Here is a 22925-nt window from a genome sequence, read left to right as displayed (position 1 = left end):
ACGCCCGCCCCGGTTTGATTCATACGGAGCGACACATGCCTCAGTCCGAATATGCGGTAGTGATTGCCGGCGGAGGCCCGACGGGGCTGATGCTGGCGGGCGAACTGGCCCTGGCAGGCGTTGACGTCGCCATCGTCGAACGTCGCGCTAATCAGGACATTGCCGGCTCGCGCGCCGGCGGATTGCATCCGCGCACCATCGAGATTTTCGACCAGCGTGGCATCGCCGAGCAGTTCCTTGCCGAGGGGCAGAAGGCCCAGGCTATCGGCTTTGCTGGCGTCACCTTCGACATCGGCGATTTTCCCACGCGTCACCCCTACAGCCTCGGGCTGTGGCAGAACCGTATCGAACATATCCTGGCCCGCTGGGTCGAAGGTCTGGGGGTGCGGTGGTATCGCGGTTGCGAGGTGACGGGTTTCGCGCAAGATGGGTCCGGCGTCGATACCGAGCTCGGCGACGGCCGGTTATTGCGCGCCAGGTACCTCGTCGGCTGCGACGGTGGACGCAGCCTGATCCGCAAGGCGGCGGGCATCGATTTTCCCGGGCTCGAACCGACAACGAGCAACCTCATCGCCGAGGTCGAGATGGCCGACCCGCCGGCGGAGTGGGGTACGCGCCGCGACGCCATCGGCATTCACGGCCTGGGGCGAGTTGCCTACGAAATTCGGGACGGCAAGATCGCCTATGCCGATGAAGGACCAGTCCGCGTGCTCGTGACGGAGCGGACCAGCGGCGCCACGGGCGAGCCGACCTTCGATGATCTGCGCGAGGCGCTTATCGCTGTCTATGGCACGGATTTCGGCATTCATAGCCCGACATCGATTTCCCGGTTCACCGACGTGACCCGGCAGGCCGCTGACTACCGCAAGGGCAGGGTGCTGATCGCCGGGGATGCGGCGCATGTGCATCCGCCCGATGGCGGCCAGGGCCTCCAGACCGGCGTGCAGGATGCGGTCAATCTCGGCTGGAAACTGGCGCAGGTGGTCAAGGGGATTTCGCCGGAGAGCGTGCTCGACAGCTATCAGGCTGAACGCCACCCGGTGGCCGCGCGCGTGCTGCGCAATACCATGGCCTCGGTGGTGCTGCGGCGCGAGGACGAACGGACCAAGGCCTTGCGCGACGTCATGGCCGAAGTGTTCGGCATGGAAGAACCACGCAGGACGTTCGCGGCGATGATGTCAGGGCTTGGTATTCGCTACGACCTCGGCGAGGGCCATCCGCTGCTTGGGCGGCGCATGCCCGATCTTGATCTCAGCATTGCTGGGGAAGAGCGACGGGTCTTTAGCCTACTGCATGAGGCGCGGCCAGTGCTGCTCAATCTTGGCGAGCCAGGCGCCATCAATATCGCGGCGTGGCTGGACCGCGTGACCCTGGCCGAAGCCAGTTACGATGGGACGTGGGAGCTGCCGGCGCTCGGCGTGGTCGCGGCGCCTGCCGCGGTGTTGATCCGCCCCGATGGCTATGTGGCCTGGGTGGGCGAGGGCAGCCAGGCCGGGCTTGTCGAGGCGCTTACCACGTGGTTCGGACCTCCGGCCTGATAGCGAAGCCGCCGGGTCTACCTCGGCGGCCCCCTTTTGGCCGGGTGACAACCAGGTTGTCGGCGTTGATCTCGTGACTCGCAAGGGCGATCATACGGCGTTGGTCCGACTCAACCGTGTCACCGAGACCGGCAGTTCACTACCGATCGGCCCGCCATGCTTACCTTCCTCTCCGAATTCGTTGCTCCCTATTGGGGCCCCGCGCGACTTCTCACTTCTTACACCGTGTTGGCGACCGTGGGGGCGTTGCTGTCGGCGATCCTGTCGCTGCTCGTCCTGCCGCGCGTATGGCATGTGCTCACCAAGGACAAGGGCCGGGCACACGCTGTGGGCGCGGAGGAGAGCGTGGGCAAGCCGGTGGGCGTCGGCGTGTTCATCGTGCTGATCACGGTGGGCGTGCTGGTGGTCTGCCTGCCCTATGACCCCAAGATCTATTTCTGCCTCGGAGCGCTGCTGATCGCCTCCTGCGTCGGCTACATTGACGACAGCAAGCCCGGTGGACTGAGCGAGCTCACGCTGGGCCTGACGGATCTGGCGATATCGCTTTTCGTCTGCATCGTGCTGATGAATGGCAACAGCACCGAGGTCTGGTTGCCCTTCACCTCGGCCCATTTCACCCTGCCGTGGTGGGGTGGCGTGCTGCTCTACACCCCGGTCGTGTGGCTATGCATCAACGCGGTCAACTGCAATGACGGGGTCGATGGCGTGTCGGGTACACTGTCGGCGTTCACGATCTGCGTGCTGGGTTTCCTGCTCTACTTTGTCGTCGGCGACAAAACCAATGCGGGCTATCTGCTGATCCCCTACAATCCGGACGCGGTGAGCTGGGCCCTTGCCGCCGCGGTATTCTGCGGCGCTATCGTGGGCTATCTCTGGCATAATGCGCCGCCCAGCGCGGCTCTGATGGGCGATGCCGGATCAAGGCCCATCGGCCTTTTCGTCGGCATGTGCGTCGTGGTCATGGGCAATCCGGCGACGGTGTTTTTCGTGGGCGCGCTGTTACTGTTCAACGGCGCTACCGGCCTCGCTAAGGTGGCGCTGATGCGGCTCTTCGGCTGGCGCATTCTCAGCTCCATCCGTTTCCCATTCCACGACCACGTGAGGAAGAATTTGCAGTGGTCCAATGCGCAGGTATTGCTGCGCTTCCTGCTCATTCACGTCGCCAGCATCTGGCTGCTGGTCATCCTGCTGATCAAGGTTCGTTAAGTCGCACCGCTCTCGCCGCAATTGACTCAACTGTTGGAACTATCTGCTAACCGACAAATCAGTTGGCAGAAAAACTAGGTATCTCAACGGATTATGGGGCCAGTGCATTGGGCACATGATTTCCACCAGTAACGGTCGAGAGCGACCGGAAACAGGAGGTTTTCATGATTGCTCGATCCAGAATGGCGATGATGGTGGCGTGTGGGCTCGTGTTCCTTGCCGCCCCGGCCAATGCCCAAATCCTAGATGGTCTGCTTGGCGATGGCGACAGCGGTGCGCTGATCACCCTCGATAGCGGCTCGGCCGGCGACAGCGGCCTCGTCAACCTCGGTCTTGGTGGCGGCGACGGCAATATACTCGATGCCAATGTGGGCGGTGGCGGCTCCGGCTCGCTGGTGGACGCCAATGTAGCGCTCGGTGGCAGTAGCGGCCTGTTGGATGTGAACGCTGGCGTTGGTGGCGTGCTCGATGCCAACGTGAATGTCGGCGGTGGCGGTGGCCTGATCGGTATCGATATCGGCATCGGTGGTGGCAACGGCAACAATGGCACCAATGGGACCAATGGCACCAACGGGCGCAATGGCGTCAACGGCACCAACGGCAATGGTGGCGGCGGCACCGTTATCCTGCGCAGCGCCGGCGGTGGCTCGGTGGGCATCGGCTCGAATTCCAACGCCTGCGCCGGTACCAACCCCAACCAACTGGTGAGCCTGTTCCAGCAAACGCAGTTGAGTGGCTGGAACCGCGCCAGCAGTATCCAACTCGTCCCGATCCGCGTTTGCGCCGAAGTGCGGCGGCAGATCGGCAACTGGCTGGCGAGCAACAGCAACTACCAGCAGATGGTCGGCGCAGTGGCATCGGATGCGCTGATCAATGCCGCCCTCAGCCGCACCAACTATCAGCCCGGCCACGTCCTCGGCGTGCAGCGGCAGGGCTCGACCTTGATGGTCTACGTGTTCTGATCGAAACAGATAAAGCTCCGGGCCGGCTTCCCATGGAAGCCGGCCATTCTTATTCCGCCGGCTCGGCCGTGCCATTGGCGGCGTCGAGTTCGCGCTCCAGGCGGGCTTCTTCCTCGGCCTTGGGCTTGCTGAAGCGGGCCAGCAGCAGGTAGGCGACCGGCGTGAGATAGAGCGTCGAGATGGCGGCGAAGCTCAGCCCGCCGACCATGACCCAGCCCAGCGCGGAGCGCGCCTCGGCGCCAGCGCCACTGGCGAGCACGAGGGGCAGGCCGCCCAGGATGGTGGCAATCATGGTCATCATGACCGGCCGCAGCCGGATATTGGAGGCCTGCTCGATGGCTTCGGAGACCGACAGGCCCCGGTCGCGCAACTGATTGGCGAATTCGACGATCAGGATGCCGTTCTTGGCCATGATGCCGACGACCAGCACCAGCCCGATCTGACTGAAGATGTTGAGGCTGCCTCCCGTCACCAGCAGCGCATAGAGCGCCGCCGCCACGCCGAAGGGCACGGTGGTCATGACGATGATAGCACTCCACAGGCTCTCGAACTGGGCCGCCAGCACCAGGAGGATGATGACGAGCGCGAAGCCGAAGGTGATGAACAGCCCGTTGCTGGCTTCGCCGATCGTCTTGGCTTCGGCCAGCGGGATAATGGAGGTGCCCTCGGGCAGGATGGGCCGCGCCATATCCAGCATCTGATAATAGGCGTCGCCTAGCGCCAGGCCGCCGTCGAGGCTGGCCGTGACCGGCACGGCGCGGCGCTGCTCCTCGCGCCGCAGCGACGGGGGAACGGCCGATTCGGTGATGGTGGCGATAGTCGACATGGGCACATAGCGCCCGTCGCCGGTTTTGACGAACAGGCTTTCGAGATCGCGGGGATCGTTGACCGGATTGCTGGTCGAGATCATGCGCACAGTGTAGCTGGTGTCGTTGATGAAGACGGTACCGACGTCGCTGCCGTCGATCATGGCCTGCATGGTGGTGGCGAGGCCGTTGATATCGATGCCAAGGTCATCCGCCTTGGCGCGGTCGACGGTCAGGGTGAGCTGGGGCTGGGTGGTGTCGAAGTTGACGCTGACGCGGCCAAAGCGGCCGTCTTCCTCGAGCAGATCGGAAATCCGGTTGGCGGTATCGGCGAGGACGGCATAGTCCGAACCGACCACGGCGAATTGCAAGCCGGAGCCGCCGCCGCGAATGCCCAGGCTGTTGCCCTGGCCGACCGAGGCGCGCACGCCGGGCACCTGCGTCATCAGGGTGTTGATGTCGTTGGCGATCTCCTGCTGGCTGCGGGCGCGTTCGCCCCACGGCGCCAGCGTCAGGGTCAGCGAGCCGCCGCTACCCCAGCCGGAGAGCACGAAGATCGACTGCACTTCGCCGCTGTCGACGAAGGGCTGCAGCATGGATTCGACGCGGGTGAGCTGGGTGCGGATGTAGTCGAGGCTGGCGGTGGTCGGCGCCTGGATGCGCAACTGGATCTGCGAGCGATCCTCGGGCGGAGTGATCTCCTGCCGCAGGTTGCCATAGACGAAGTAGGACGAGGCGGCAAAGAGCAGCGCAATCAGCACGACGACGAAGGGGTTGCGCAGCGCGACGCGCAGGGTGACTCGATAGATCGAGGCCAGTCCCCGGCCGACGGCACCGATCATGCCGCCATGGTGGTGTGCCTCGCTCGCCCTCAGCAGGCGCGAGGCGATCATCGGGCCCATGGAGAGAGCAACGATGGATGAGAGGAGAACCGCGATGGCGAGGGTAAAGCCGAATTCGCGGAAAAGGCGGCCGGTTTGCCCGCTGAGGAAAGACAGGGGAATGAAGACCGCGGCCAGGGTGAGCGTGGTGGCGACGACGGCGAAGAACACTTCCTGGGTGCCGAGCACTGCGGCGGCGCGCGGTCCAGCGCCCATGCCCTTGCGGCGCACGATATTCTCAAGCACCACGATGGCGTCGTCGACCACGAGCCCCGTGGCCAGAACCAGCGCCAGCAGGGTGATGATGTTGAGCGAGAAGCCAGCCAGATAGATGCCCGCTACCGCGCCCAGCAAGGCGATGGGCATGGAGAGCGCCGGAACCACCGTCGCCCGCCAATCGAGCAGGAACAGGAAGATGATGGCGACCACGACGATCAGCGATACCGCCAAGGCGATTTCGACCTCGTGCAGCGCGCCGTCGATAAACACGGCCTCGTCGCTCGATACCTTGACCTCGACGCCCTCGGGCAGGGTGTCGTTGAGGACTTCGGCGGCGGCGTGAATGCCCTCGGAAATCTCGATGGTGTTGGATTGCGCCTGGCGGACGATGCCAAGGCCGATACCGGGGCGACCATCAGAGCGGAGCGACGAGGTGCTGGCGGCGGCGTCGAACACCACGGTCGCGACGTCGCCCAGCAGCGTCCGGCCATTGATGATGATGGCCTCGAAATCGGCGGGTGTGGTGACTTCCGAGATGGCGCGGACGGTGATGTTCTGGTTAGGACCGTTGATCGAACCGGCGGGCGTATCGAAGGCAATGGTCGAGAGGGCATTGCGCACGTCGGCGACGGTGAGTCCGAGGCTCGCGAGCTTGAGCGGATCGACGTCGATTTCGAAGGCGGTATTGCGCGTGCCATAGACCTGCACCTCGGCCACGCCATCGACCGCCGCGAGTCGCTCGGAAATCACGTCGTCGACTAGCGCGCTGAGTTCGCCGACCGACATGGTGTCAGAGGTCACGGCGAGCTGGATGACCGGCTGCGCGTCGCTGTCGGCCTTGAAGATGGTGGGGTCTTCGACGCCGTCGGGCAGGTTGCGCGTGCTGCGGCTCAGGGCGTCGCGCACGTCGGAGGTGGCGACGTCGAGATTGGTGCCGTCGGAGAATTCCAGCGTGACGCGGCTCTGCCCGGTCGAGGAACTGGACGAAATGGCGGTAACGCCCTGGACGCGCGCCACGGCGCCTTCCACGATCGAGGTAACCTCGCGGTCGATGGTTTCGGCGGCGGCGCCCGGGAAGCTGGTGGAGATCGAGAGTACGGGCTGTTCGACGCTGGGCAATTCGCGCACTTCGACGCCGAGCAGAGCCGCGAGGCCGGCAACGACGATCATGGCATTGACCACCACGGCCAGCACCGGCCGGCGGACGAAGAGCGCTGCCAAGGTGCCGCCCCGTTCGTTCTTTTGCGCGATCGACATGATGCGGTCTCCGGTCAGGGGGTGGCGGCTGCCTCTTGGGCGCTGCCGTCGGGGCCATCGAGCAGGGTCACGGCCGTGCCTTCGCTGAGCTGCAACAGACCCTCGGTGATGATGGCATCGCCCGGCGCCAGATCGCCGCGCACCAGCACACCGTCGCTGTTGCGCTGCACGATTTCGGCCATGACCTTGGTGGCCTTGCCGGCATCGTATTTCCACACGTAAGAGCCTTGGGCCGACCACAGGATGGCGAGCGGGTTGACCGCCGGATATTGTTCGCCGGGGAAGGAAATCGCTACCGACAGTGACATGCCGGCGCGCAGCATCTGGTCTTCGTTGGGGATTTCAGCCTGCAATTGCAGGGTGCGGCTAGCGGGGTCGATGCGGTTGTCGACGGCGCTGATTTCGCCCTCGAATTTGCGTCCCGGCAGGGCGATGGCCGCGACGGTCACCGGCATGCCCGGCGCGACCGAGGCGGCATAGCGCTCGGGTATCCAGAAATCGACTGTTATGGCGGACGTGTCGTCGACCGTAGTGACGGCCGTTTGCGCTGCCATGTAATTGCCCGGCGTGACCTTGATGAGCCCTACCGTGCCAGCGATCGGGCTGGCTATGGTGCGGCGCGATAGCGCGACCTCGGCATTGCGCAGTTCCAGATCGGCATTGGCGGCGGCAAGCTGGGCCGCGGTCAGCGCGGTTGTCGCCACGAGGCTGGAACTGGCCAGACCCTCCGTGCGGGCCAGCGTGGCATTGGCGTCGTCGGCGGCAAGCTTGGCGCGGTCAAAGGCGATATTCTCGGCGTCGGCATCGAGGCGGGCGATCACGTCGCCTCTCGCCACGGTCTGGCCGGGACGGACCAGGATTTCGGCCAACGTGCCGCCTGCGGGCGACGAAACGGTCACCGCGCCCAAGGCCGTGCCTTCACCGATGGCGACGAGGCTGTCATTGATGGTGGCGAGAGTTACGGGCGTAGTGACGACATTGGTTGTGCGGGCAGCACCGGGCCGACGACCAAGCCCCCCAGCTTGTCCGCCACCCGGCCGTTGGCTGGCCTGCTCGGGAGCCGGTGTGCCGAAGGGCAGCACGATGCCGTAGCTGGCCAGGGTGGCCGTCGAGCTCGGCACGAAGAACATCCAGGCAGCAGCCGCCGCGACCAGAACGATGAGCGATGCTACGACCTGCCGTATCAAGCACTGTACCCCGAAATCGAATGAGATCACCGGGCCGACCCAGGCCACGATTGCGCAAAGTCTAGCAGCAGCGCCGTCGGGTGCACGTTACAATGCGGTAAGAACGGAAAGTTTACTAGGCGATCTCGGCATCGGGGCGGGCGCCCCACTCGGCCCAGGACCCGTCATAGACGGCAACATTTTCCGCTCCGGCCAATTGCAGGGCCAAGGCGAGGGTGGATGCGGTGATGCCCGAGCCGCAGGAGGTGATGACCGGCCGATCGAGCTCAAGGCCGCGATCGGCAAAGAGCTGGGCCAGTTCGGCTGGGGATTTCATCTGGCCAGCCTCGGTCAGCAGCCCGACGGGGACGTTGACGCTATTGGGAATATGGCCACCACGCAGGCCGGGCCGCGGCTCAGGAACCTCGGCGTGGAAGCGCGGGGCGGGGCGGGCATCGGCGATCTGGCCAGCGCCGTCATTGCTGCGGGCACGAACATGCTCGAAATCGGCGACGCGAGCCGGATCGAAGCTGGTGTGGAAGGTCTGCGGCGGGCGAGCCACAAGGCCGGTTTCGGTCGGGCGGCGCTCGGCGCGCCATTTGGGGCCACCGCCGGCAAGGATGCGGACGTCGCGCGCGCCCATGGTCTTGAACGTCCACCAGACGCGGGGGGCAGAGAAGAGGCCGAGTTCGTCATAGACGATGATGGTCATGGTTTCGGCAATGCCCAGCGCGCCGACCATGCGGGCGAAATCGTTGGGTGACGGTAGCATGTGGGGGAGGTCGGTGCTGGTGTCGGCGACGCCATCGATGTCGAAGAAGACCGCGCCGGGGATGTGACCCGCGAGATACTCCGCTTGGGCATTACGGGCGGCATTGGGCATGTGCCAGCTACCGTCGAGCACGACCAGGTTGGGGTCGGTGAGGTGAGCGGCCAGCCATTCGGTGGTGACGAAAGGATTTTCCATGGTGCTAGTTGCTTAGCACCAACAAGTCCTTGCTGGCGAGGCTGATGGTGACCGGCTCGCCGCGATTGGGTGGCGGGGTGCGCTGGTCGTTGAAGGTGTCGAGGCTGACGACATTCTTGCCGAGGACGATGCGCAGGCGGATGACGGAGCCGAGGAAGGTTACGTCGGCTATGGTGCCGGCGAGGGTAATATCGTTGCCCTCGCGCGCGCCGATGGACAGCACTTCGGGGCGAAGCGTCAGCACACTGTTACCCCCGACGGTCGCATCGGTGGGCAAATTGGGGACGGTGATGGTCTGGCCATCGATGGAGACGGTTTTGGCCGCCAGATCGACCACGGTGACTTCGATATTGTTGAGCTGACCGACAAAGGTGGAGACGAACCGGGTCGCCGGTTTGTTGTAAATCTCGTGCGGGGCGCCGAGCTGTTCGATATTGCCTGAATTCATCACCACGATGCGATCGGAGATCGACAGGGCCTCTTCCTGATCGTGGGTGACGAAGACGGTGGTGATGCCCAGATCGAGCTGGATGGCGCGGATTTCTTCGCGCAGCGAGACGCGGATCTTGGCGTCGAGCGCTGATAGCGGTTCGTCGAGCAGCAGCATGCGGGGACGCGGGGCGATGGCGCGGGCGAGGGCAACGCGCTGTTGCTGGCCGCCGGACATTTCGTAGGGGTAGCGCTTCTCGAACCCGGGCAGGCCGATGAGCTTGAGCATTTCGTCGACGCGGGCGCGGCGCTGTTCGGCGGGCATGCCCGCGATCTTGAGGCCGAAGCCGATATTGTCGCCGACGCTGAGATTGGGGAACAGGGCATAGGCCTGGAACACCATGCCAAGCTGGCGCTGGTTGGGCTTGAGGTGGGTAATGTCCTGCCCGTCGACCAGAATCGAACCCGAGGTCGGGTTCTCGAAACCGGCGATCATGCGCAGGATGGTGGTCTTGCCGCAGCCGGACGGTCCGAGCAGGGAGATGAACTCGCCCTTGTCGAAGGCGAAGCTGACTGATTTGACCACGGTGGTAGCGCCGAAGGTCTTGGTGAGGTTCTGGACTTCAAGGAAGGCTGCCATGGTCAGTCGAGGCTCACTCTGCTTTGGCGGAGGTGCGGGGGGCGAAGCGGCCGAGCACGTTGATCATGCCCATGGCACCCCAGGTGATGATGAATGAGATGATGGCCAGCGCTGCCGGTTCATAGGCCTTGTTGGTGCCGATGCCGACGAGGTAGGGGCCGAAGGCCGGCCGGTTGAGCAGGCTGGCAATGGTGAACTCGCCGATGACGATGGCGAAGGTCAGGAAGGCCCCGGAGAGGATGGCCACGAGAATATTGGGCAAGATGATCTGGCCAATGATCTGGGCCTGATTGGCGCCCATGATCTGCGCCGCCTCGGTGAGTGTTCCGATATCGATGGTGCGCATGCCATTGTCGACGGCGCGATACATGTAGGGCAGAGCCAGCGTGACATACGCGCCGGTCAGCAGGATGTCGGTGCCGATGGCGCTGCCGGTGAAGGGGATGATCGAGGAGGAGTTGTAGAGGCGGATATAGCCGTAGACCAGCACCAGCGCCGGGATGACCAGCGGCAGCAGGGTGATGAATTCCATGAACGGGCGCAGCCAGGGCATGCGCAGGCGCACGAAATAGACCGCCGGCACGACGACCAGGACGCCGACCACGATGGTGACGAGGCCGATGATCACCGAATAGCTGAAGCTGCTGGCAAAGGCGGGGTCGGAGAAGACCGAGGCGTAGGCATCGAAACTGTATTCACCGCGCCGCATGCGCAGCGAGAATTCGAATGTGGCCAGCAGCGGCACGATGAAATAGGCGGCGCCGAGGGCGAAGACCAACCAGGCCCAGAACTTGTTGGCCTTCATTTCATCCACCTCTCGGCGCGGTTGGCGACCACCAGGTAGATGACGTTGGCCAGCGAGGTGATGACGATCATGCCCAGGGCCAGCGCGGCGCCGAGCCCCGGATTTTGCAGCGCGTCGCCGCGGATCTGGTTGTAGAGCAGCACGGTCACGATGTTGAGGTTGGAGCCGGTGAGGGCCCAGGCCGTGGCGATGGCGCCGAAGGCATTGGCGAACAGCAGGCTCAACGTGCCGAGGAAGCTGGGCCAGAGGATGGGCAGGCCGACATAGCGCCAGAACTGCCACTGGCTGGCGCCCAGCATTTGGGCCGCCTCGTTCCACTCCTTCTTGAGGCCATCGACGGCGGGCGCGATGGTCAGCATCATCAGGGGAATCTGGAAGTAGAGGTAGGTGAGGGTCAGACCCCAGAAGCTCAGCAGGTTGAAGCCGGATCGATAGAGGTCGAGCCCGAATACTGTGCGCAGGATGATGGTGACGAGGCCCAGGCGCCCCAGCGTGGCGATGAAGGCGAAGGCCAGCGGCACGCCGGCGAAATTGGAGGCCACGCCCGAAAAGGTCATGACGGCGGAGCGCAAAGGCGCAGGCAGGCGGCCGCGGATGATGGCCAGCGTTATCGCCAGACCTATCAGGGCGCCAAGAATGGCAGATGCACCGGAAATGCGGATGGAGATCCAATAGGCGGCGACGATCTGATCGCTGAACAGGCCGCCGATATTGTCGAAGGTGAAATTGCCAGCCCGGTCGGTGAAGGCCGTGCCCACCAGCGAAAGGGTGGGCAGGAACAAGAACATGACTGCGAAGATGATGAACGGGGCTACGGCGAGCGAGTCCCAGGGGATGCGGCGGCGGGGTGATGCCGGAGGTGAAGTCGTCGTGTCGGTCATTCCGCTCCGTGCCCCAAACCTGCAACAGTCGTCACCACCGGGCTTGTCCTGGTGGACCATCTATGCGCCGCATGGATTGCCCGGACGAGCCGGCAATGACGGCGTGGAAAGATCGAGCACCCGCCGGAGAACCGGCGGGTGCGGTATTCTTGAGCTTTACTGAACGGCCGCGCCGACGGTGGTGTCCCAGCCGGTCGTGATCGTGGCCTTGTTGGCGTTCTGCTCTTCGATGGAGGGGAACACCGCCTTGGCGTAGTTGTCGGCGGCGGGCAGCTTTGCCATCAGATCGTCGGGCAAGACGCCGGCTTCGGCCATGGCGTTGAAGCGGATCGGGTGGCAGTAGCCGCCGAGCCAGCCGAGCTGACCTTCGTCGGAATAGAGATATTCCATCCAGAGCTTGGCAGCGTTCGGGTGCGGGGCGTGGGCCGAAATGGCCTGGACGTACACACCGGCCACAACGCCATCGGACGGCACGACGACGTCGATCGGCGGGTTGCCGTTGAGGTTGTCACGGGCGGCCAGCAGGTTGTAGTCCCAGTTGATGGCGATCGGCGTCGTGCCCTGCGCGATAGCGGCGGCTTCGGCGTCGACCGGCACGAAATTGCCCTTGTCGTTGAGGGCCTTGAAGTAGTCGAGGCCAGCCTGGGCGCCGGTGGCGGCGTCAGCACCGGTCGAGAGACCAGCGGCATAGACCGACAGGATGGCGTTGTTGGCGGTACGCGGATCGCCGGCCAGGGCGACCGAGTTGGCATACTCGTCCTTCATCAAGTCGGCCCAGGAAGCCGGGTTGTCGCCGGTGATGATGTCCTTGTTGATGCCGAAAGCCAGCACGCCATAATAGTCGCCGTACCAGAAGCCATCGGCGTCCTTGGCGTCAGCGGGAATGTCGTCCCAGGTCGAGACCTTGTAGGCCTGCAGCAGGCCTTCTTCCTTGGCCTGCGGGCCGAAGGCCAGGCCGACGTCGATCACGTCGGGAGCCTGCGGGCCGGTATTGCCGATATTGGCGCGGATGGCTTCGAGTTCATCGGCCGAACCGGCATTGGGGTTGAGTTCGTTGACGGTGATGCCCGGATACTTGGCCTTGAAGCCTTCGATCACGGCGCCATAGCCGCACCAGTCATGGGGCAGGGCGATGGTGGTGAGCTGGCCTTCGGCCTTGGCGGCTTCGTAGAGCGCGTCGAGGTCGGTCTGGGCAAATGCGGGGGCGGTGACGGAAAGCACGGCAAGCATCGAAACCGATGCACCGAGCGCCTTTGCGAAAGTCATGTTCAGTCTCCCTGAAATAGTCGTTCGACAGCGCCTGTTGAATGGCGCGCCGGCGAACTGCGCGAGGAAGTAGAGAGGCGACATGACAGTGCGATGACGGTGAATTGAAACGGCATATGACGCCGTCCAATGGGCGCAGTCGCCCGGAATTCAACCGTTTCCGCGCAATCCCCCGTCCCGGCTGCATCCTCCCAGTTGCAATTGTGACAGTGCCCGTTTGTGACAGTTTAGTCCAGATGGTCAAAAATTTCGGGACGACGGTGAATAGCGGGGAGCTTGTACACCCTCGACGCTTCCCGCGGACTTGATCCGCGGGTCACTGCCAGCACGGCACGGGCGACGAGAGACCAGCGGATCAAGTCCGCGCGAAGCGATTGTGGTAGAGGGCGGGTCAAAGACCCTGTCACTACTTTAGACTTCTTCTAAACTATTGAAATTGAATTGATTTTGGAAGATGACAGGCGTACTCCGCTTTCAAATTCACTTTGGAGGCTGACCCATGTCTTTGCCCGGCGCGCGCACCTTGCGCAGCTTTGCCATTGCCCTCTTGCTTTCCGTCGCGCCCGTAACGGCCTTCGCCCAGGCACCGGCTGATGCCGATGTGCTGGCAACCTATGCCGATATTGCGCTGGCCGGTTACGAGGACTCGTTGAGCACAGCCAAGGCCCTGGATGCGGCAATCGACGCGCTGATTGCCGAGCCGAGCGAAGCGACATTGCAGGCGGCAAAGGATGCCTGGAAAGCGGCGCGCATTCCCTATCAGCAGACCGAGGCTTTCCGCTTCGGCAACCCGATCGTCGATGAATGGGAAGGGCGCGTGAATGCCTGGCCGCTCGACGAAGGCCTGATCGATTATGTCGATGCCAGCTATGGCAGCGAAAGCGACAGCAATGCGCTCTATGTCGCCAATGTCATCGCCAATCCCAGGATCATGATCGACGGCGTCGAACTCGACGCGACCGAGATCACCCCCACCCTGTTGCAGGACAACCTGCAGGAAGCGGCCGGCGTCGAATCCAATGTGGCGACAGGCTATCACGCCATCGAATTCCTGCTCTGGGGCCAGGACCTCAACGGCACCGGCCCGGGTGCCGGCGCGCGCGCCTTCACCGACTACTCGACCGCCGAACATGCCGATCGTCGCGCCGCCTATCTCAAGGCCGCGTCCACTCTTCTGGTGAGCGATCTCGAAGAAATGGTCGCCGACTGGACGGCCGATGGCGCGGCTCGCGCCGCGCTGCCGGAACTCGGCATTTCGGCGATCCTGACGGGCATGGGCTCGCTGTCGTTCGGTGAAGTGGCCGGCGAGCGCATGAAGCTGGGCCTGCTGCTGCATGATCCGGAAGAAGAGCATGACTGCTTTTCGGACAACACGCATGCATCCCATCTCAACGACGCCATCGGCATCCAGAATGTTTATCTGGGCAAGTATACCCGTGTGGATGGTTCGGTGGTCGAAGGTCCATCGCTGTCGCAGGTGATCGCAGGCAAGGATGCGGCGCTGGATACGGAAATCAAGGGCTTGCTGGACGACACCATCGTCAAGATGAACGTGATGGCCGATCGCGCTGAGGGTGGCGAGGCCTATGACCAGCAGATCGGCGAAGGCAATGAAGAGGGCAATGCCGTGGTGCAGGCCGCGATTGACGGATTGATCGCCCAGACCCGCGGCATAGAGCGCGCCGTGGCGCTGCTCGAGCTGGGCGATGCGGTGACGATCGAGGATAGCGACAGCCTGTCCAACCCGGATGCGGTGTTCCAGTAGGTCGGACGCACGCGCCCCACCACCGTTATCGCCGGGCTTGTCCCGGTGATCCATTCTGCCGGCTAGATGGATTGCCCGGACGAGCCGGGCAATGACGATGGAGCTGGAGTTCCAGTGGGAGGACGATGTAGGGAGGTCCTCGCGCCCGCGCCGCAGCTTTGCAGAATGACCATGAAAACCCGCCTCACCCTTGTTCTCGTCGCTCTGCTCGCCGGTGGGCTGGTCTTTGCGCAGGACAAAGCGGTGCGGGCTGACCTGACGCCGGAAGACCTGGCGCGGGTCAGGGCCGTTACGGCGCCGACGACGGATTTTTCCAAGCCCGAGAATTTCGAAGGTAAGCCCGCAGGGGCGGGGACCACGACCAAAGCGGTCAATGCCGACTCGTTCAGCCACTTCCTCGACAATCTGAGCTTCGAGCAGGAAGAGCAGTTCAAGCTGGGCAATGCGCTGTTCCGCAAGATCTGGGTCTCGTCGCCGAGCTCCACCCAGGCGTCGGATGGCTTGGGGCCGTTGTTCAACGCGCGCGGTTGCCAGAGTTGCCACATCAAGGATGGACGCGGGCATCCGCCATTCGAGGGGCAGGCGGAGAATGTGTCGATGTTCCTGCGGCTGTCGGTGCCGCCGGGCCAGAATGACACACGACTGGCCATGGATGGGGTGATTGCCGGCGAGGTGGGCGATCCGGTCTATGGCACGCAATTGCAGGATTTCGCCGTGCCGGGCCTCAAGGCCGAGGGGCAGATGGTCATCGATTACAAGGATGTGCCGGTGACGCTGGGCGATGGCACGGTTGTGACGCTACGGGAGCCGACCTATTCGGTGGCCGACCTGGCCTATGGGCCACTGGCGGATGACGTGATGCTGTCGCCGCGCCTCGCCAATCCGATGATCGGATTGGGCCTGGTGGAGCAGGTTCCGGCCGAGGATATCCTTGCTCTCGCCGATGCTGACGATCTCGACGGCGACGGAATTTCCGGGCGGCCGAACTGGACGATCGAGCCGGTGAGCCAATCAGTGATGCTGGGGCGGTTCGGCTGGAAGGCCGGCATGGCTACCATTCGCAGCCAGTCAGCGGCCGCCTTTGCCGGCGATATCGGGATTTCGACGCCGCTCAACAATCTGCCACATGGCGATTGCACCGAGAACCAGCCCGAATGCCTCGCCATGCCAACCGGCGAGCAGGCGCGGCTGGGCGCCTCAGAAGCGCCCGATCCGGTGCTCGATCTGGTGACGTTCTATTCGCAGACGCTGGGCGTGCCGGAGCGGCGCGATGTCGGCGACCCCAGCGTGTTGGCGGGCAAGCAGGCGTTTTATAGCGCGGGCTGCGCCTCGTGCCATCAGCCTAAATTCGTGACCAGCCGGGATGCGGAAAATCCGGCGCAACGGTTTCAGCTGATCTGGCCCTATTCGGACTTCCTGCTGCATGACATGGGCGAGGGACTGGCCGATCACCGGCCGGAGGGGCTGGCCGATGGCTATGAGTGGCGCACGCCGCCGCTCTGGGGCATCGGCCTCACCGAAACCGTATCGGGCCACACATTTTTCCTCCATGATGGACGGGCTCGCAACCTCGTCGAGGCCATTTTGTGGCATGGTGGGGAGGCGCAGGCCGCGCGCGACGCTTTCGCGAAGATGTCCCAATCGACCCGCGACGATCTCGTCGCCTTTCTGGAATCGCTCTGATGCGCCTCCTTATCGTGCTGCTGATGATGCTGTGTGCCGCTCCTGCCTTGGGACAGGCGACCACGCCGCCGCAGGTGTTGCGGGCCGCGGTTGAGCAGGTGATCCGGCCGGGCATGCTGGAATTCAAAAGCCGCGCGAACGGCCTGTCCATTGCGATGAACGCGCTTTGCACGGTGCCCTCGACCAGCACCTTGACGCTCGTCACCGGGCAGTTCCGCCAGGCGGCTTTGGCCTATGGGCGGGTAGAGTTTCTGCGGGTGGGGCCGCTGATGGAGGATAACCGGGTCGACCGATTGTTGTTCTGGCCGGATCGGCGGGGCATCGGGCTCAAGCAGGTGCAGGCCATTCTTGCCGAGGCGGACGAGACGGCGACGACGCTCACCAGCCTGCGCGACAAGAGCGTGGCGGCACAGGGGTTTGGCGCGCTGGAATATGTGCTGTTCGGCACTGGCGCGGAAACGCTGCTTGGCCCCGAGGGAGCATTTCGCTGCGCCTATGGACGGGCGGTGGCGGCCAATATCGCACAGATTGCCGGCGAACTGGCGGCTGGCTGGTTTGTGCCCGACGGCATAGCGGATCACCTGATGGCGCCGAACGCCGCTTATGCCGACTATCGCAGCGATATCGAGGGCATGGAGGAACTGGTCGGGCTCGTCTCGCATGGGGTCGAGGCGATGCGCGACACCCGGATCAACCCGTTCATCGCCAGCGAGGACGCTGCGGCCAAGCCGAAGCAGGCGCTGTTCTGGCGCTCGGGCCTGACCATGGAAATGCTTCGCGCCAATGTCGATGGCATGCGCAAGCTGATTGCACTGTCGGGCGTGGCGCGCGCCGTGGCGGAGAAAGACCGGGGGCTGGATAACTCGATCGATTTCGAATTCCGCAACGCCATCCGCGCACTCGACATCGTGACGCTGCCGGTGGAGCAGGCGGTGGCGGATGAGAAGCAGGCGTTTGCGCTGAGCTATCTGGTGCTGGTGACGGGGTCGCTACAGACGATGCTGGGTGAACAGCTTTCGGCGGCTCTGGGGCTGAGCGTGGGCTTTTCCTCGCTCGACGGAGACTGAGCATGTGGCAGCGGCGGGCGTTCCTTAAGGCAGCGGGAGCCGGTTTTGCCGCAAGCCTGATGCCCCGGCAGGTGCTGGCGCTGGAGCGGAGCGAGCTGGTTTTTGCCAGTGCCGTGCAGACGACCGCCGGCGGCTATGGCGCCGTGCTACTGGGTGAGCGGGGTGACCTGATCGCCGCCATCGACCTGCCGGACCGCGGGCACGATATCACCATCAGCCAAGAGGCGGGCCGGGGCGTGGTGTTCGCGCGGCAACCGGGAACTTTCGCGCTGGTGTTCGACCCATCGGGGCGTGAGGCGCCGGTGACGCTCACCAGTATCGCGGGGCGGCACTTCTTTGGGCATGGCGTGTTCTCGCCCGACGGACGGCTGCTCTATGCCACCGAGAGTGATTTCGAGGCGGCGCGGGGCGTGATCGGCATCTATGACGCGACGGACGGTTATCGCCGCATCGGCGAGTTTCCCACCTATGGTACCGGGCCGCATGAAATGCTGCTGATGCCTGATGGCGTGACGTTCGTGGTGGCCAATGGCGGCATCGAAACGCATCCGGATTTCGGACGGACCGAACTCAACCTCGAAACCATGGACCCCTCGGTGGTGTTCATCGACCGGCGCGACGGCAGGCTGGTGGGGCAATTGCGGCTCGAGGCGGGGCTGCATCAGCTTTCGATCCGCCACATGGCAATCGATATGCGCGGGCGGGTGTGGTTCGGCTGCCAGTACAAGGGCGCCCCGAGCGAAAGCCCGCAACTGGTCGGCTATGCGACGCTGGATGGTGAAATCCGTCTGATCGAATTGCCCACGGATACGCTGCGCGACCTGCGCAATTACGTGGGCTCGGTGGCCATGTCGGCTGACGGCGGCACGGTAGCGGTCTCGTCGCCCGAGGGTGACCTGCTGGTGGCGATCGATGCCGATGGCGGGCGACCGGTGCTGGTCGAAACATTGCGCAATGGCTGCGGCCTGGCCGCCGATGGTGCAGGCTTCGTGGCAACCAGCGGTCTGGGTGAGATGATCGGGATTGCCGGCGCGGATCGACAGCAGCAAAAATTCGAATTCCTGTTCGACAACCACATGCTGCGAGTGGGGTGAAGCAAGCCGATGGCCGCGAAGACCAAGGAATTTCCGCTGCTGCAGACGGAGCGTCTGCGCCTGCGCCAGCCGCGCGTCGAAGACGCCGTCGCTTTCCACCAATTGCTTTCGATCCCGGAAATCACCCGCTACTCGAACTGGCCGGATGCGCCGGCAAAGGCACGGACCGAGCGCGTAACCCGATGGATGGGCAAGGTCTTTGGAACCGGACGCGGTTGTGCCTGGATCATCGAGGACGGGGGCTCGGAAGCATTCATGGGCATCATTCGGTTCAATGAGATCGACAAGGCCTCAAAATGGGCTGTTATCGGCTACGAGCTGCACCCGGATTATTGGGGGCAGGGCTTCATGACCGAGGCGGTGAGGGCTGTGGCGCAATGCGGGTTCAGCGAATTCTCGCTGAACCGGATCGAGGCCTGGACCCTCCCGGGAAATGCGGCGTCGGATCGGGTTCTGGAGAAATCCGGTTTCCAGTATGAGGGCACGCTTCGGCAGAAGGCGTGGTTCAAGAACGCCTTCCACGATTTCCGCACGTTCGGGCGCCTGGCCGGCGATCGCATGGAATGAGGGCGCCCCTCCGAGGAGCCCCATATGCCTAGTCGCGCTGAAAGAAGAACGAGCGGTCCTGGCCGGTTTTGCTGTGCTTTTCGTCGAGCAATGGCCTGATCTCGAAATTGGCTATGCCTTCCAGCGGGCCTTCGGCTGCGATCCTGATGGCTTCCTCGATATCGTTGGCCACGATCACCATAAAGCCGGCGATGAATTCCTTGGTCTCGACATAGGGGCCGTCGGTGCGTGAAGCCACGCCGTTGCTGTAGCGCATGCTGACCGCCGTTCTCGGGTTTTGCAGCGGGCTGGCCATCACCAGCTTGCCGGCGAGGAACAGCGCGTGGTCCTGTTCGATGCAACCGTCGCCAATAGCAGTGCCCTGCTCTGGGCTGAGGGCGGGGCCGCCGTCCTGGGCGTAGATGATGCAGAGGTAGTTCATGGTGCTTTCTCCCTATCGAATGAGCCTAGTCGGTCGCGGGCGCCGGGGATCGACAGGGTTATGCGAGAAAATTCCTCAAGTCCGAAAGCGCAGGGCTTCGACCAGGGCGTTGAAAGCCGGTGAGCCCTGGCGACGGCTGGGATAGTAGAGGTGGTAGCCGACAAAGCTGGGGCAGAATTCGGCCAGCACCTCGACCAGCGCGCCATTCGCAATATGCGGAGCGGCCAGGTCGAACGGGACGCAGGCCACGCCGTGGCCAGCAAGGGCGGCCGCCAGGATGGGGCGGGTGCTGTTGAAGGCCAACTGGCCCTCGACCCGCACGTTGAGCCGTTGCCCGTCCTTATCGAATTCCCAGGCGTAGAAGCCGCCATAGCTATCGAGGCGCAGGTTGATGCAGGTGTGGTCGGAGAGGTCGTGGGGCGTTTGTGGCGGCGGATGATCGGCGAAATAACCTGATGTGGCGACGATGGACATGCGCCAATCCGGGCCGATGCGCACGGCGATCATGTCGCGGGCCACCTGTTCGCCGAGGCGAACGCCGGCATCATAGCGAGCGGCCACGATATCGGTGAGGGCATTCTCCTGGTTGATCTCCACCCGGATGTCGGGGAACTCGCGCAGGAAGCCATCGAGGCGGGGCCAGAGCACGCTGTTGACGGCATGCTCGCCGGCGCTGATGCGGATGCTGCCGGCCGGTTTCTCGCGCAGTTCTGTGAGCGCTTCGAGCTCGGCGGCGACTTCCTCGAAACGTGGCGCGACCGTCAGCAGCAGGCGTTCGCCGGCCTCGGTAGGCGCAACGCTGCGGGTGCTGCGGGAGAGCAGGCGCAGCCCGAGACGTTTTTCCAGACGTCGCATCGTGTGGCTCAGCGCCGATTGCGACACACCCAGGCGCGCCGCCGCACGGGTGAAGCTGCGCTCGCGAGCGACCGCGATGAAGGCGATGAGATCGGAGATGTTTTCGCGTTCCATTCATGAACGGATATCATTCGCGCAGCCAGGCAGCACGGATTTTTCGCGCCATTGATGAGCGCAGTTCATAGGCTCATGCTGCTGCGGGCAGCTAATCAGCCGGGTGACCTGCTCCTAAGTTCAAGGCAATCGCAGTGTGCAGGAGATGTCAGTGACCATACCGAACCTCACCTTGAACAATGGCATTGAAATGCCGGCGCTCGGCTTCGGCGTGTTTCAGACGCCGTCGGCTGCGCTGGGGCCTGCAACAGGGGCGCTCGGTGATCCCGAAATCGGTAAGGCCTGCGCGTATCGCTGAGAATTTCGATGTCTTCGACTTCACGCTGACGCCGGAGCAGCTGGTAACGATCGACGCACTCGATACAGGTGTGCGCGGCGGTCCCGAGCCCGACATGATCAGTCTGGACAATTTCAGCAGAACAATTCGGAAAGCTTGAGGAGAAAGCAGATGCAAAAGCGCAAACTCGGCAATGGTCTGGAAGTCTCGGCGCTGTCGCTTGGCGCAATGGGCTATGGCAAGGCGCGCGAGATTCCCGATCGCCCGGAAATGATTGCGCTCCTACGGACGGCGGTCGATCGCGGCATGGACTTCTTCGATACCGCCGAGGTCTATGGCCCGTTCAGCAACGAGGAAATGGTGGGCGAGGCGTTTGCGCCGGTGCGAGACCGAGTCAAGATTGCCACCAAGTTCGGGTTCGATATCGATGCCGATACCGGCGTCCATCATGGCGGGGTGAACAGCAAGCCCGACCATATCCGTGCGGCGGTCGAAGGGAGCCTTAGGCGGCTGCGGACTGATCGCATCGACCTGCTCTATCAGCACCGCGTCGACCCTGATGTGCCGATGGAAGACGTGGCCGGAGTGGTCAAGGACCTGATCGGCCAGGGCAAGGTGCTGCATTTTGGGCTTTCGGAAGCGGGAGCGCAATCGATCCGCAAAGCGCATGCAGTGCAGCCCGTGACGGCGCTGCAGAGCGAATACTCGCTATGGACGCGGGAGCCGGAGGCGGAAATCCTGCCGGTGCTCGAAGAGCTGGGGATTGGCTTCGTGCCGTTCAGCCCGCTGGGCAAGGGGTTTCTGACCGGCAAGATCGATGCGACAACGCAGTTCGACAGCAGCGACTTCCGCAACCAGATTCCGCGCTTTGCCGAGAATGCACGCGAGGCCAACCAGGCGCTGATCGATCTGCTGCGCGGCATAGGCGAGCGGCATGGCGCCAGTCCTGCGCAGGTGGCGCTGGCCTGGATACTGGCGCAGAAGCCCTGGATCGTGCCGCTGTTCGGCACCCGCAAGCTGGAGCGGTTCAAGGAGAATATCGGCGCGCTCGACGTAAGGCTGACCGCTGACGATTTCAGCGCCATCGAAACGGCCAATATCCGCATCGAAGGGGCGCGCTATCCCGAGGCGATGATGAAGCGGGTGGGCATCTAGGCTTTAGGGAGCGCGGCGGACCGCGCTCCCTGCCTTACTCAGAGGCTGTCGCCGAACCACGTCGTGGTCTGGGCGATGACGTCGGCGGCGATTTCGGGCTGCTCGCTATAGACGCCCAGCATGTGGTCAGTGGCGGGAATGACGACCGAGGTCTTGGGGCCGGCGGCGAGCCCGAGATACTGCTCGAAGTAGCCGGTGGCCGGGTCGTCGGCGCCGGCAAGGGTCAGGAAGGGGCCGTCATAGCCGGCAAAGGCGGCGGCCAGATCGTGCTTTTCCACGCTGTCGAAGAAGGGCGCATCGAGCGAAATGACGCGCCAGCCCCGGTCGACGGTGAAATTGCCGGTGGCACGGGCGGTGTCGAAGGCCGGCTGCCCGAGGAATTCGAGGAACTCACCCTTGAGATCGCCCATCTGGCCCCAGACGGCGATAGCCGGATAATTCTCCTGGTCCAACATGGCGATGGCGGCGCCGAAGCTGTAGCCCAGCACGCCGACGCGATCTGCGTCCACGCCGTCAATGTCGGCGAGATAGGTGCGGGCGATGCCGGCATCCTCCAGCATGCGGTCGATGGTGACCGAGGCTTCGGTGTCCGGGGCGCTGTCACCATAGCCGCGGAAGTCGATGCGGAGCGAGGCGATGCCGGCCTCGGCCAGCGCGGCGGCCTGGGCGGCGAAGATGCCGCCGATTTCGTCGCGGGAGCTGGCGAAGCCATGCAGCATGACGACGGCCGGGCCCGTGGCGCCGCCTTCCGGCACGGAGAGGGTGCCGACGACGCCTTGGTCGAGGGTCACGATGGTCTCGGCCGCGAGGGCGGGCTGGCTGATGGCCAGGGCCAGCAGGGAGGTGGCGACGATCTTGGTGGCGATGGTGGTCATGTCAGGTCTCCTCGGGTTGATGAGCCTGT

The 22925-nt window shown here is 64.0% G+C and carries 20 protein-coding genes; 10 read left to right on the top strand and 10 right to left on the bottom strand.

Annotated elements, in window-relative coordinates; translation table 11 throughout:
* Positions 1 to 35 precede the first annotated feature (35 nt).
* The 3 genes from MF606_RS15590 (at position 36) to MF606_RS15580 (ending at position 3706) form a co-directional block, all read left to right on the top strand.
* The gene (locus tag MF606_RS15590) at positions 36 to 1538 is read left to right on the top strand and encodes an FAD-dependent monooxygenase (RefSeq protein ID WP_240230266.1); all 1503 of its coding nucleotides are present in this window, start codon (positions 36 to 38) and stop codon (positions 1536 to 1538) included.
* A 156-nt stretch (positions 1539 to 1694) separates the two neighbouring features.
* Positions 1695 to 2744 carry an MraY family glycosyltransferase gene (locus MF606_RS15585; protein WP_240230265.1) on the top strand — a complete coding sequence of 350 codons (1050 nt, stop codon included), beginning with the start codon at positions 1695 to 1697 and terminating at the stop codon, positions 2742 to 2744.
* A 164-nt stretch (positions 2745 to 2908) separates the two neighbouring features.
* Positions 2909 to 3706, top strand: a complete 798-nt coding sequence (locus MF606_RS15580; RefSeq protein WP_240230264.1) for a hypothetical protein — start codon at positions 2909 to 2911, stop codon at positions 3704 to 3706.
* Positions 3707 to 3755: 49 nt separating this feature from the next.
* Here MF606_RS15580 and MF606_RS15575 read toward each other — a convergent pair whose 3' ends face one another.
* The 7 genes from MF606_RS15575 to MF606_RS15545 form a co-directional block, all read right to left on the bottom strand.
* Positions 3756 to 6869: an efflux RND transporter permease subunit gene (locus MF606_RS15575; RefSeq protein ID WP_240230263.1), complete on the bottom strand. Its 3114-nt coding sequence runs from the start codon at positions 6867 to 6869 to the stop codon at positions 3756 to 3758.
* A 14-nt stretch (positions 6870 to 6883) separates the two neighbouring features.
* Entirely contained in the window at positions 6884 to 8056 is a 1173-nt protein-coding gene (locus MF606_RS15570) for an efflux RND transporter periplasmic adaptor subunit (RefSeq protein ID WP_240230262.1), read from the bottom strand.
* 115 nt (positions 8057 to 8171) lie between these two features.
* Entirely contained in the window at positions 8172 to 9002 is an 831-nt protein-coding gene (gene sseA / locus MF606_RS15565; RefSeq protein WP_240230261.1) for a 3-mercaptopyruvate sulfurtransferase, read from the bottom strand.
* Between the two features lie 4 nt (positions 9003 to 9006).
* The gene (locus MF606_RS15560; RefSeq protein ID WP_240230260.1) at positions 9007 to 10071 is read right to left on the bottom strand and encodes an ABC transporter ATP-binding protein; all 1065 of its coding nucleotides are present in this window, start codon (positions 10069 to 10071) and stop codon (positions 9007 to 9009) included.
* Between the two features lie 13 nt (positions 10072 to 10084).
* Entirely contained in the window at positions 10085 to 10876 is a 792-nt protein-coding gene (locus MF606_RS15555; protein WP_240230259.1) for an ABC transporter permease, read from the bottom strand.
* Positions 10873 to 11757 (bottom strand): ABC transporter permease, encoded by an 885-nt coding sequence (locus tag MF606_RS15550; protein WP_240230258.1) that lies wholly within the window; start codon positions 11755 to 11757, stop codon positions 10873 to 10875. The genes MF606_RS15555 and MF606_RS15550 overlap by 4 nt, the downstream gene beginning before the upstream one ends.
* Before the next feature lie 156 nt (positions 11758 to 11913).
* Positions 11914 to 13023, bottom strand: a complete 1110-nt coding sequence (locus MF606_RS15545) for an ABC transporter substrate-binding protein (protein WP_420842211.1) — start codon at positions 13021 to 13023, stop codon at positions 11914 to 11916.
* A gap of 499 nt (positions 13024 to 13522) precedes the next feature.
* Here MF606_RS15545 and MF606_RS15540 point away from each other — a divergent pair, with 499 nt between their 5' ends.
* The 5 genes from MF606_RS15540 (at position 13523) to MF606_RS15520 (ending at position 19199) form a co-directional block, all read left to right on the top strand.
* Positions 13523 to 14788 (top strand): imelysin family protein, encoded by a 1266-nt coding sequence (locus tag MF606_RS15540; protein WP_240230257.1) that lies wholly within the window; start codon positions 13523 to 13525, stop codon positions 14786 to 14788.
* 171 nt (positions 14789 to 14959) lie between these two features.
* A complete protein-coding gene (locus tag MF606_RS15535) occupies positions 14960 to 16471 on the top strand; it encodes a di-heme oxidoreductase family protein (RefSeq protein WP_338084377.1) in 1512 nt (503 codons plus the stop codon).
* Positions 16471 to 17538, top strand: a complete 1068-nt coding sequence (locus MF606_RS15530; protein ID WP_240230255.1) for an imelysin family protein — start codon at positions 16471 to 16473, stop codon at positions 17536 to 17538. Before MF606_RS15535 ends, MF606_RS15530 begins: the two co-directional genes overlap by 1 nt.
* 2 nt (positions 17539 to 17540) lie before the next feature.
* On the top strand, positions 17541 to 18632 hold the full coding sequence (locus tag MF606_RS15525; protein ID WP_240230254.1) for a DUF1513 domain-containing protein: 1092 nt from the start codon (positions 17541 to 17543) through the stop codon (positions 18630 to 18632).
* 9 nt (positions 18633 to 18641) lie between these two features.
* Positions 18642 to 19199 (top strand): GNAT family N-acetyltransferase, encoded by a 558-nt coding sequence (locus MF606_RS15520; RefSeq protein ID WP_240230253.1) that lies wholly within the window; start codon positions 18642 to 18644, stop codon positions 19197 to 19199.
* Positions 19200 to 19227: 28 nt separating this feature from the next.
* Here the strand turns inward: MF606_RS15520 and MF606_RS15515 are convergent, their stop codons facing one another.
* Complete coding sequence (locus tag MF606_RS15515) at positions 19228 to 19620, bottom strand: YciI family protein (RefSeq protein ID WP_240230252.1); 393 nt, start codon at positions 19618 to 19620, stop codon at positions 19228 to 19230.
* A gap of 75 nt (positions 19621 to 19695) precedes the next feature.
* Positions 19696 to 20589, bottom strand: a complete 894-nt coding sequence (locus tag MF606_RS15510) for a LysR family transcriptional regulator (protein ID WP_240230251.1) — start codon at positions 20587 to 20589, stop codon at positions 19696 to 19698.
* Positions 20590 to 20740: 151 nt separating this feature from the next.
* Here MF606_RS15510 and MF606_RS15505 point away from each other — a divergent pair, with 151 nt between their 5' ends.
* Both MF606_RS15505 and MF606_RS15500 read left to right on the top strand, forming a co-directional pair.
* Positions 20741 to 20887 (top strand): hypothetical protein, encoded by a 147-nt coding sequence (locus MF606_RS15505; RefSeq protein WP_240230250.1) that lies wholly within the window; start codon positions 20741 to 20743, stop codon positions 20885 to 20887.
* A gap of 150 nt (positions 20888 to 21037) precedes the next feature.
* Positions 21038 to 22021, top strand: a complete 984-nt coding sequence (locus MF606_RS15500; RefSeq protein ID WP_240230249.1) for an aldo/keto reductase — start codon at positions 21038 to 21040, stop codon at positions 22019 to 22021.
* A 38-nt stretch (positions 22022 to 22059) separates the two neighbouring features.
* Here MF606_RS15500 and MF606_RS15495 read toward each other — a convergent pair whose 3' ends face one another.
* Positions 22060 to 22896, bottom strand: coding sequence for an alpha/beta hydrolase family protein (locus tag MF606_RS15495; protein WP_240230248.1), 837 nt, complete (start codon positions 22894 to 22896; stop codon positions 22060 to 22062).
* Positions 22897 to 22925 lie beyond the last annotated feature (29 nt).

The sequence above is a fragment of the Devosia lacusdianchii genome, from assembly GCF_022429625.1.
GTDB classification, from domain to species: Bacteria; Pseudomonadota; Alphaproteobacteria; order Rhizobiales; family Devosiaceae; genus Devosia; species Devosia lacusdianchii.
The sequence above is the reverse complement of the archived record's forward strand: the minus strand, read 5'-3'. Positions and strand labels throughout refer to the sequence as shown.

Excerpts from the sequence above, each read along its gene's own strand:
- MF606_RS15590 (WP_240230266.1), top strand. The coding sequence starts at position 36 with ATGCCTCAGTCCGAATATGCGGTAGTGATTGCCGGCGGAGGCCCGACG.
- MF606_RS15585 (WP_240230265.1), top strand. The coding sequence starts at position 1,695 with ATGCTTACCTTCCTCTCCGAATTCGTTGCTCCCTATTGGGGCCCCGCG.
- MF606_RS15580 (WP_240230264.1), top strand. The coding sequence starts at position 2,909 with ATGATTGCTCGATCCAGAATGGCGATGATGGTGGCGTGTGGGCTCGTG.
- MF606_RS15575 (WP_240230263.1), bottom strand. The coding sequence starts at position 6,869 with ATGTCGATCGCGCAAAAGAACGAACGGGGCGGCACCTTGGCAGCGCTC.
- sseA (WP_240230261.1), bottom strand. The coding sequence starts at position 9,002 with ATGGAAAATCCTTTCGTCACCACCGAATGGCTGGCCGCTCACCTCACC.
- MF606_RS15560 (WP_240230260.1), bottom strand. The coding sequence starts at position 10,071 with ATGGCAGCCTTCCTTGAAGTCCAGAACCTCACCAAGACCTTCGGCGCT.
- MF606_RS15555 (WP_240230259.1), bottom strand. The coding sequence starts at position 10,876 with ATGAAGGCCAACAAGTTCTGGGCCTGGTTGGTCTTCGCCCTCGGCGCC.
- MF606_RS15550 (WP_240230258.1), bottom strand. The coding sequence starts at position 11,757 with ATGACCGACACGACGACTTCACCTCCGGCATCACCCCGCCGCCGCATC.
- MF606_RS15545 (WP_420842211.1), bottom strand. The coding sequence starts at position 13,023 with ATGACTTTCGCAAAGGCGCTCGGTGCATCGGTTTCGATGCTTGCCGTG.
- MF606_RS15540 (WP_240230257.1), top strand. The coding sequence starts at position 13,523 with ATGTCTTTGCCCGGCGCGCGCACCTTGCGCAGCTTTGCCATTGCCCTC.
- MF606_RS15535 (WP_338084377.1), top strand. The coding sequence starts at position 14,960 with ATGAAAACCCGCCTCACCCTTGTTCTCGTCGCTCTGCTCGCCGGTGGG.
- MF606_RS15530 (WP_240230255.1), top strand. The coding sequence starts at position 16,471 with ATGCGCCTCCTTATCGTGCTGCTGATGATGCTGTGTGCCGCTCCTGCC.
- MF606_RS15525 (WP_240230254.1), top strand. The coding sequence starts at position 17,541 with ATGTGGCAGCGGCGGGCGTTCCTTAAGGCAGCGGGAGCCGGTTTTGCC.
- MF606_RS15520 (WP_240230253.1), top strand. The coding sequence starts at position 18,642 with ATGGCCGCGAAGACCAAGGAATTTCCGCTGCTGCAGACGGAGCGTCTG.
- MF606_RS15515 (WP_240230252.1), bottom strand. The coding sequence starts at position 19,620 with ATGAACTACCTCTGCATCATCTACGCCCAGGACGGCGGCCCCGCCCTC.
- MF606_RS15510 (WP_240230251.1), bottom strand. The coding sequence starts at position 20,589 with ATGGAACGCGAAAACATCTCCGATCTCATCGCCTTCATCGCGGTCGCT.
- MF606_RS15500 (WP_240230249.1), top strand. The coding sequence starts at position 21,038 with ATGCAAAAGCGCAAACTCGGCAATGGTCTGGAAGTCTCGGCGCTGTCG.
- MF606_RS15495 (WP_240230248.1), bottom strand. The coding sequence starts at position 22,896 with ATGACCACCATCGCCACCAAGATCGTCGCCACCTCCCTGCTGGCCCTG.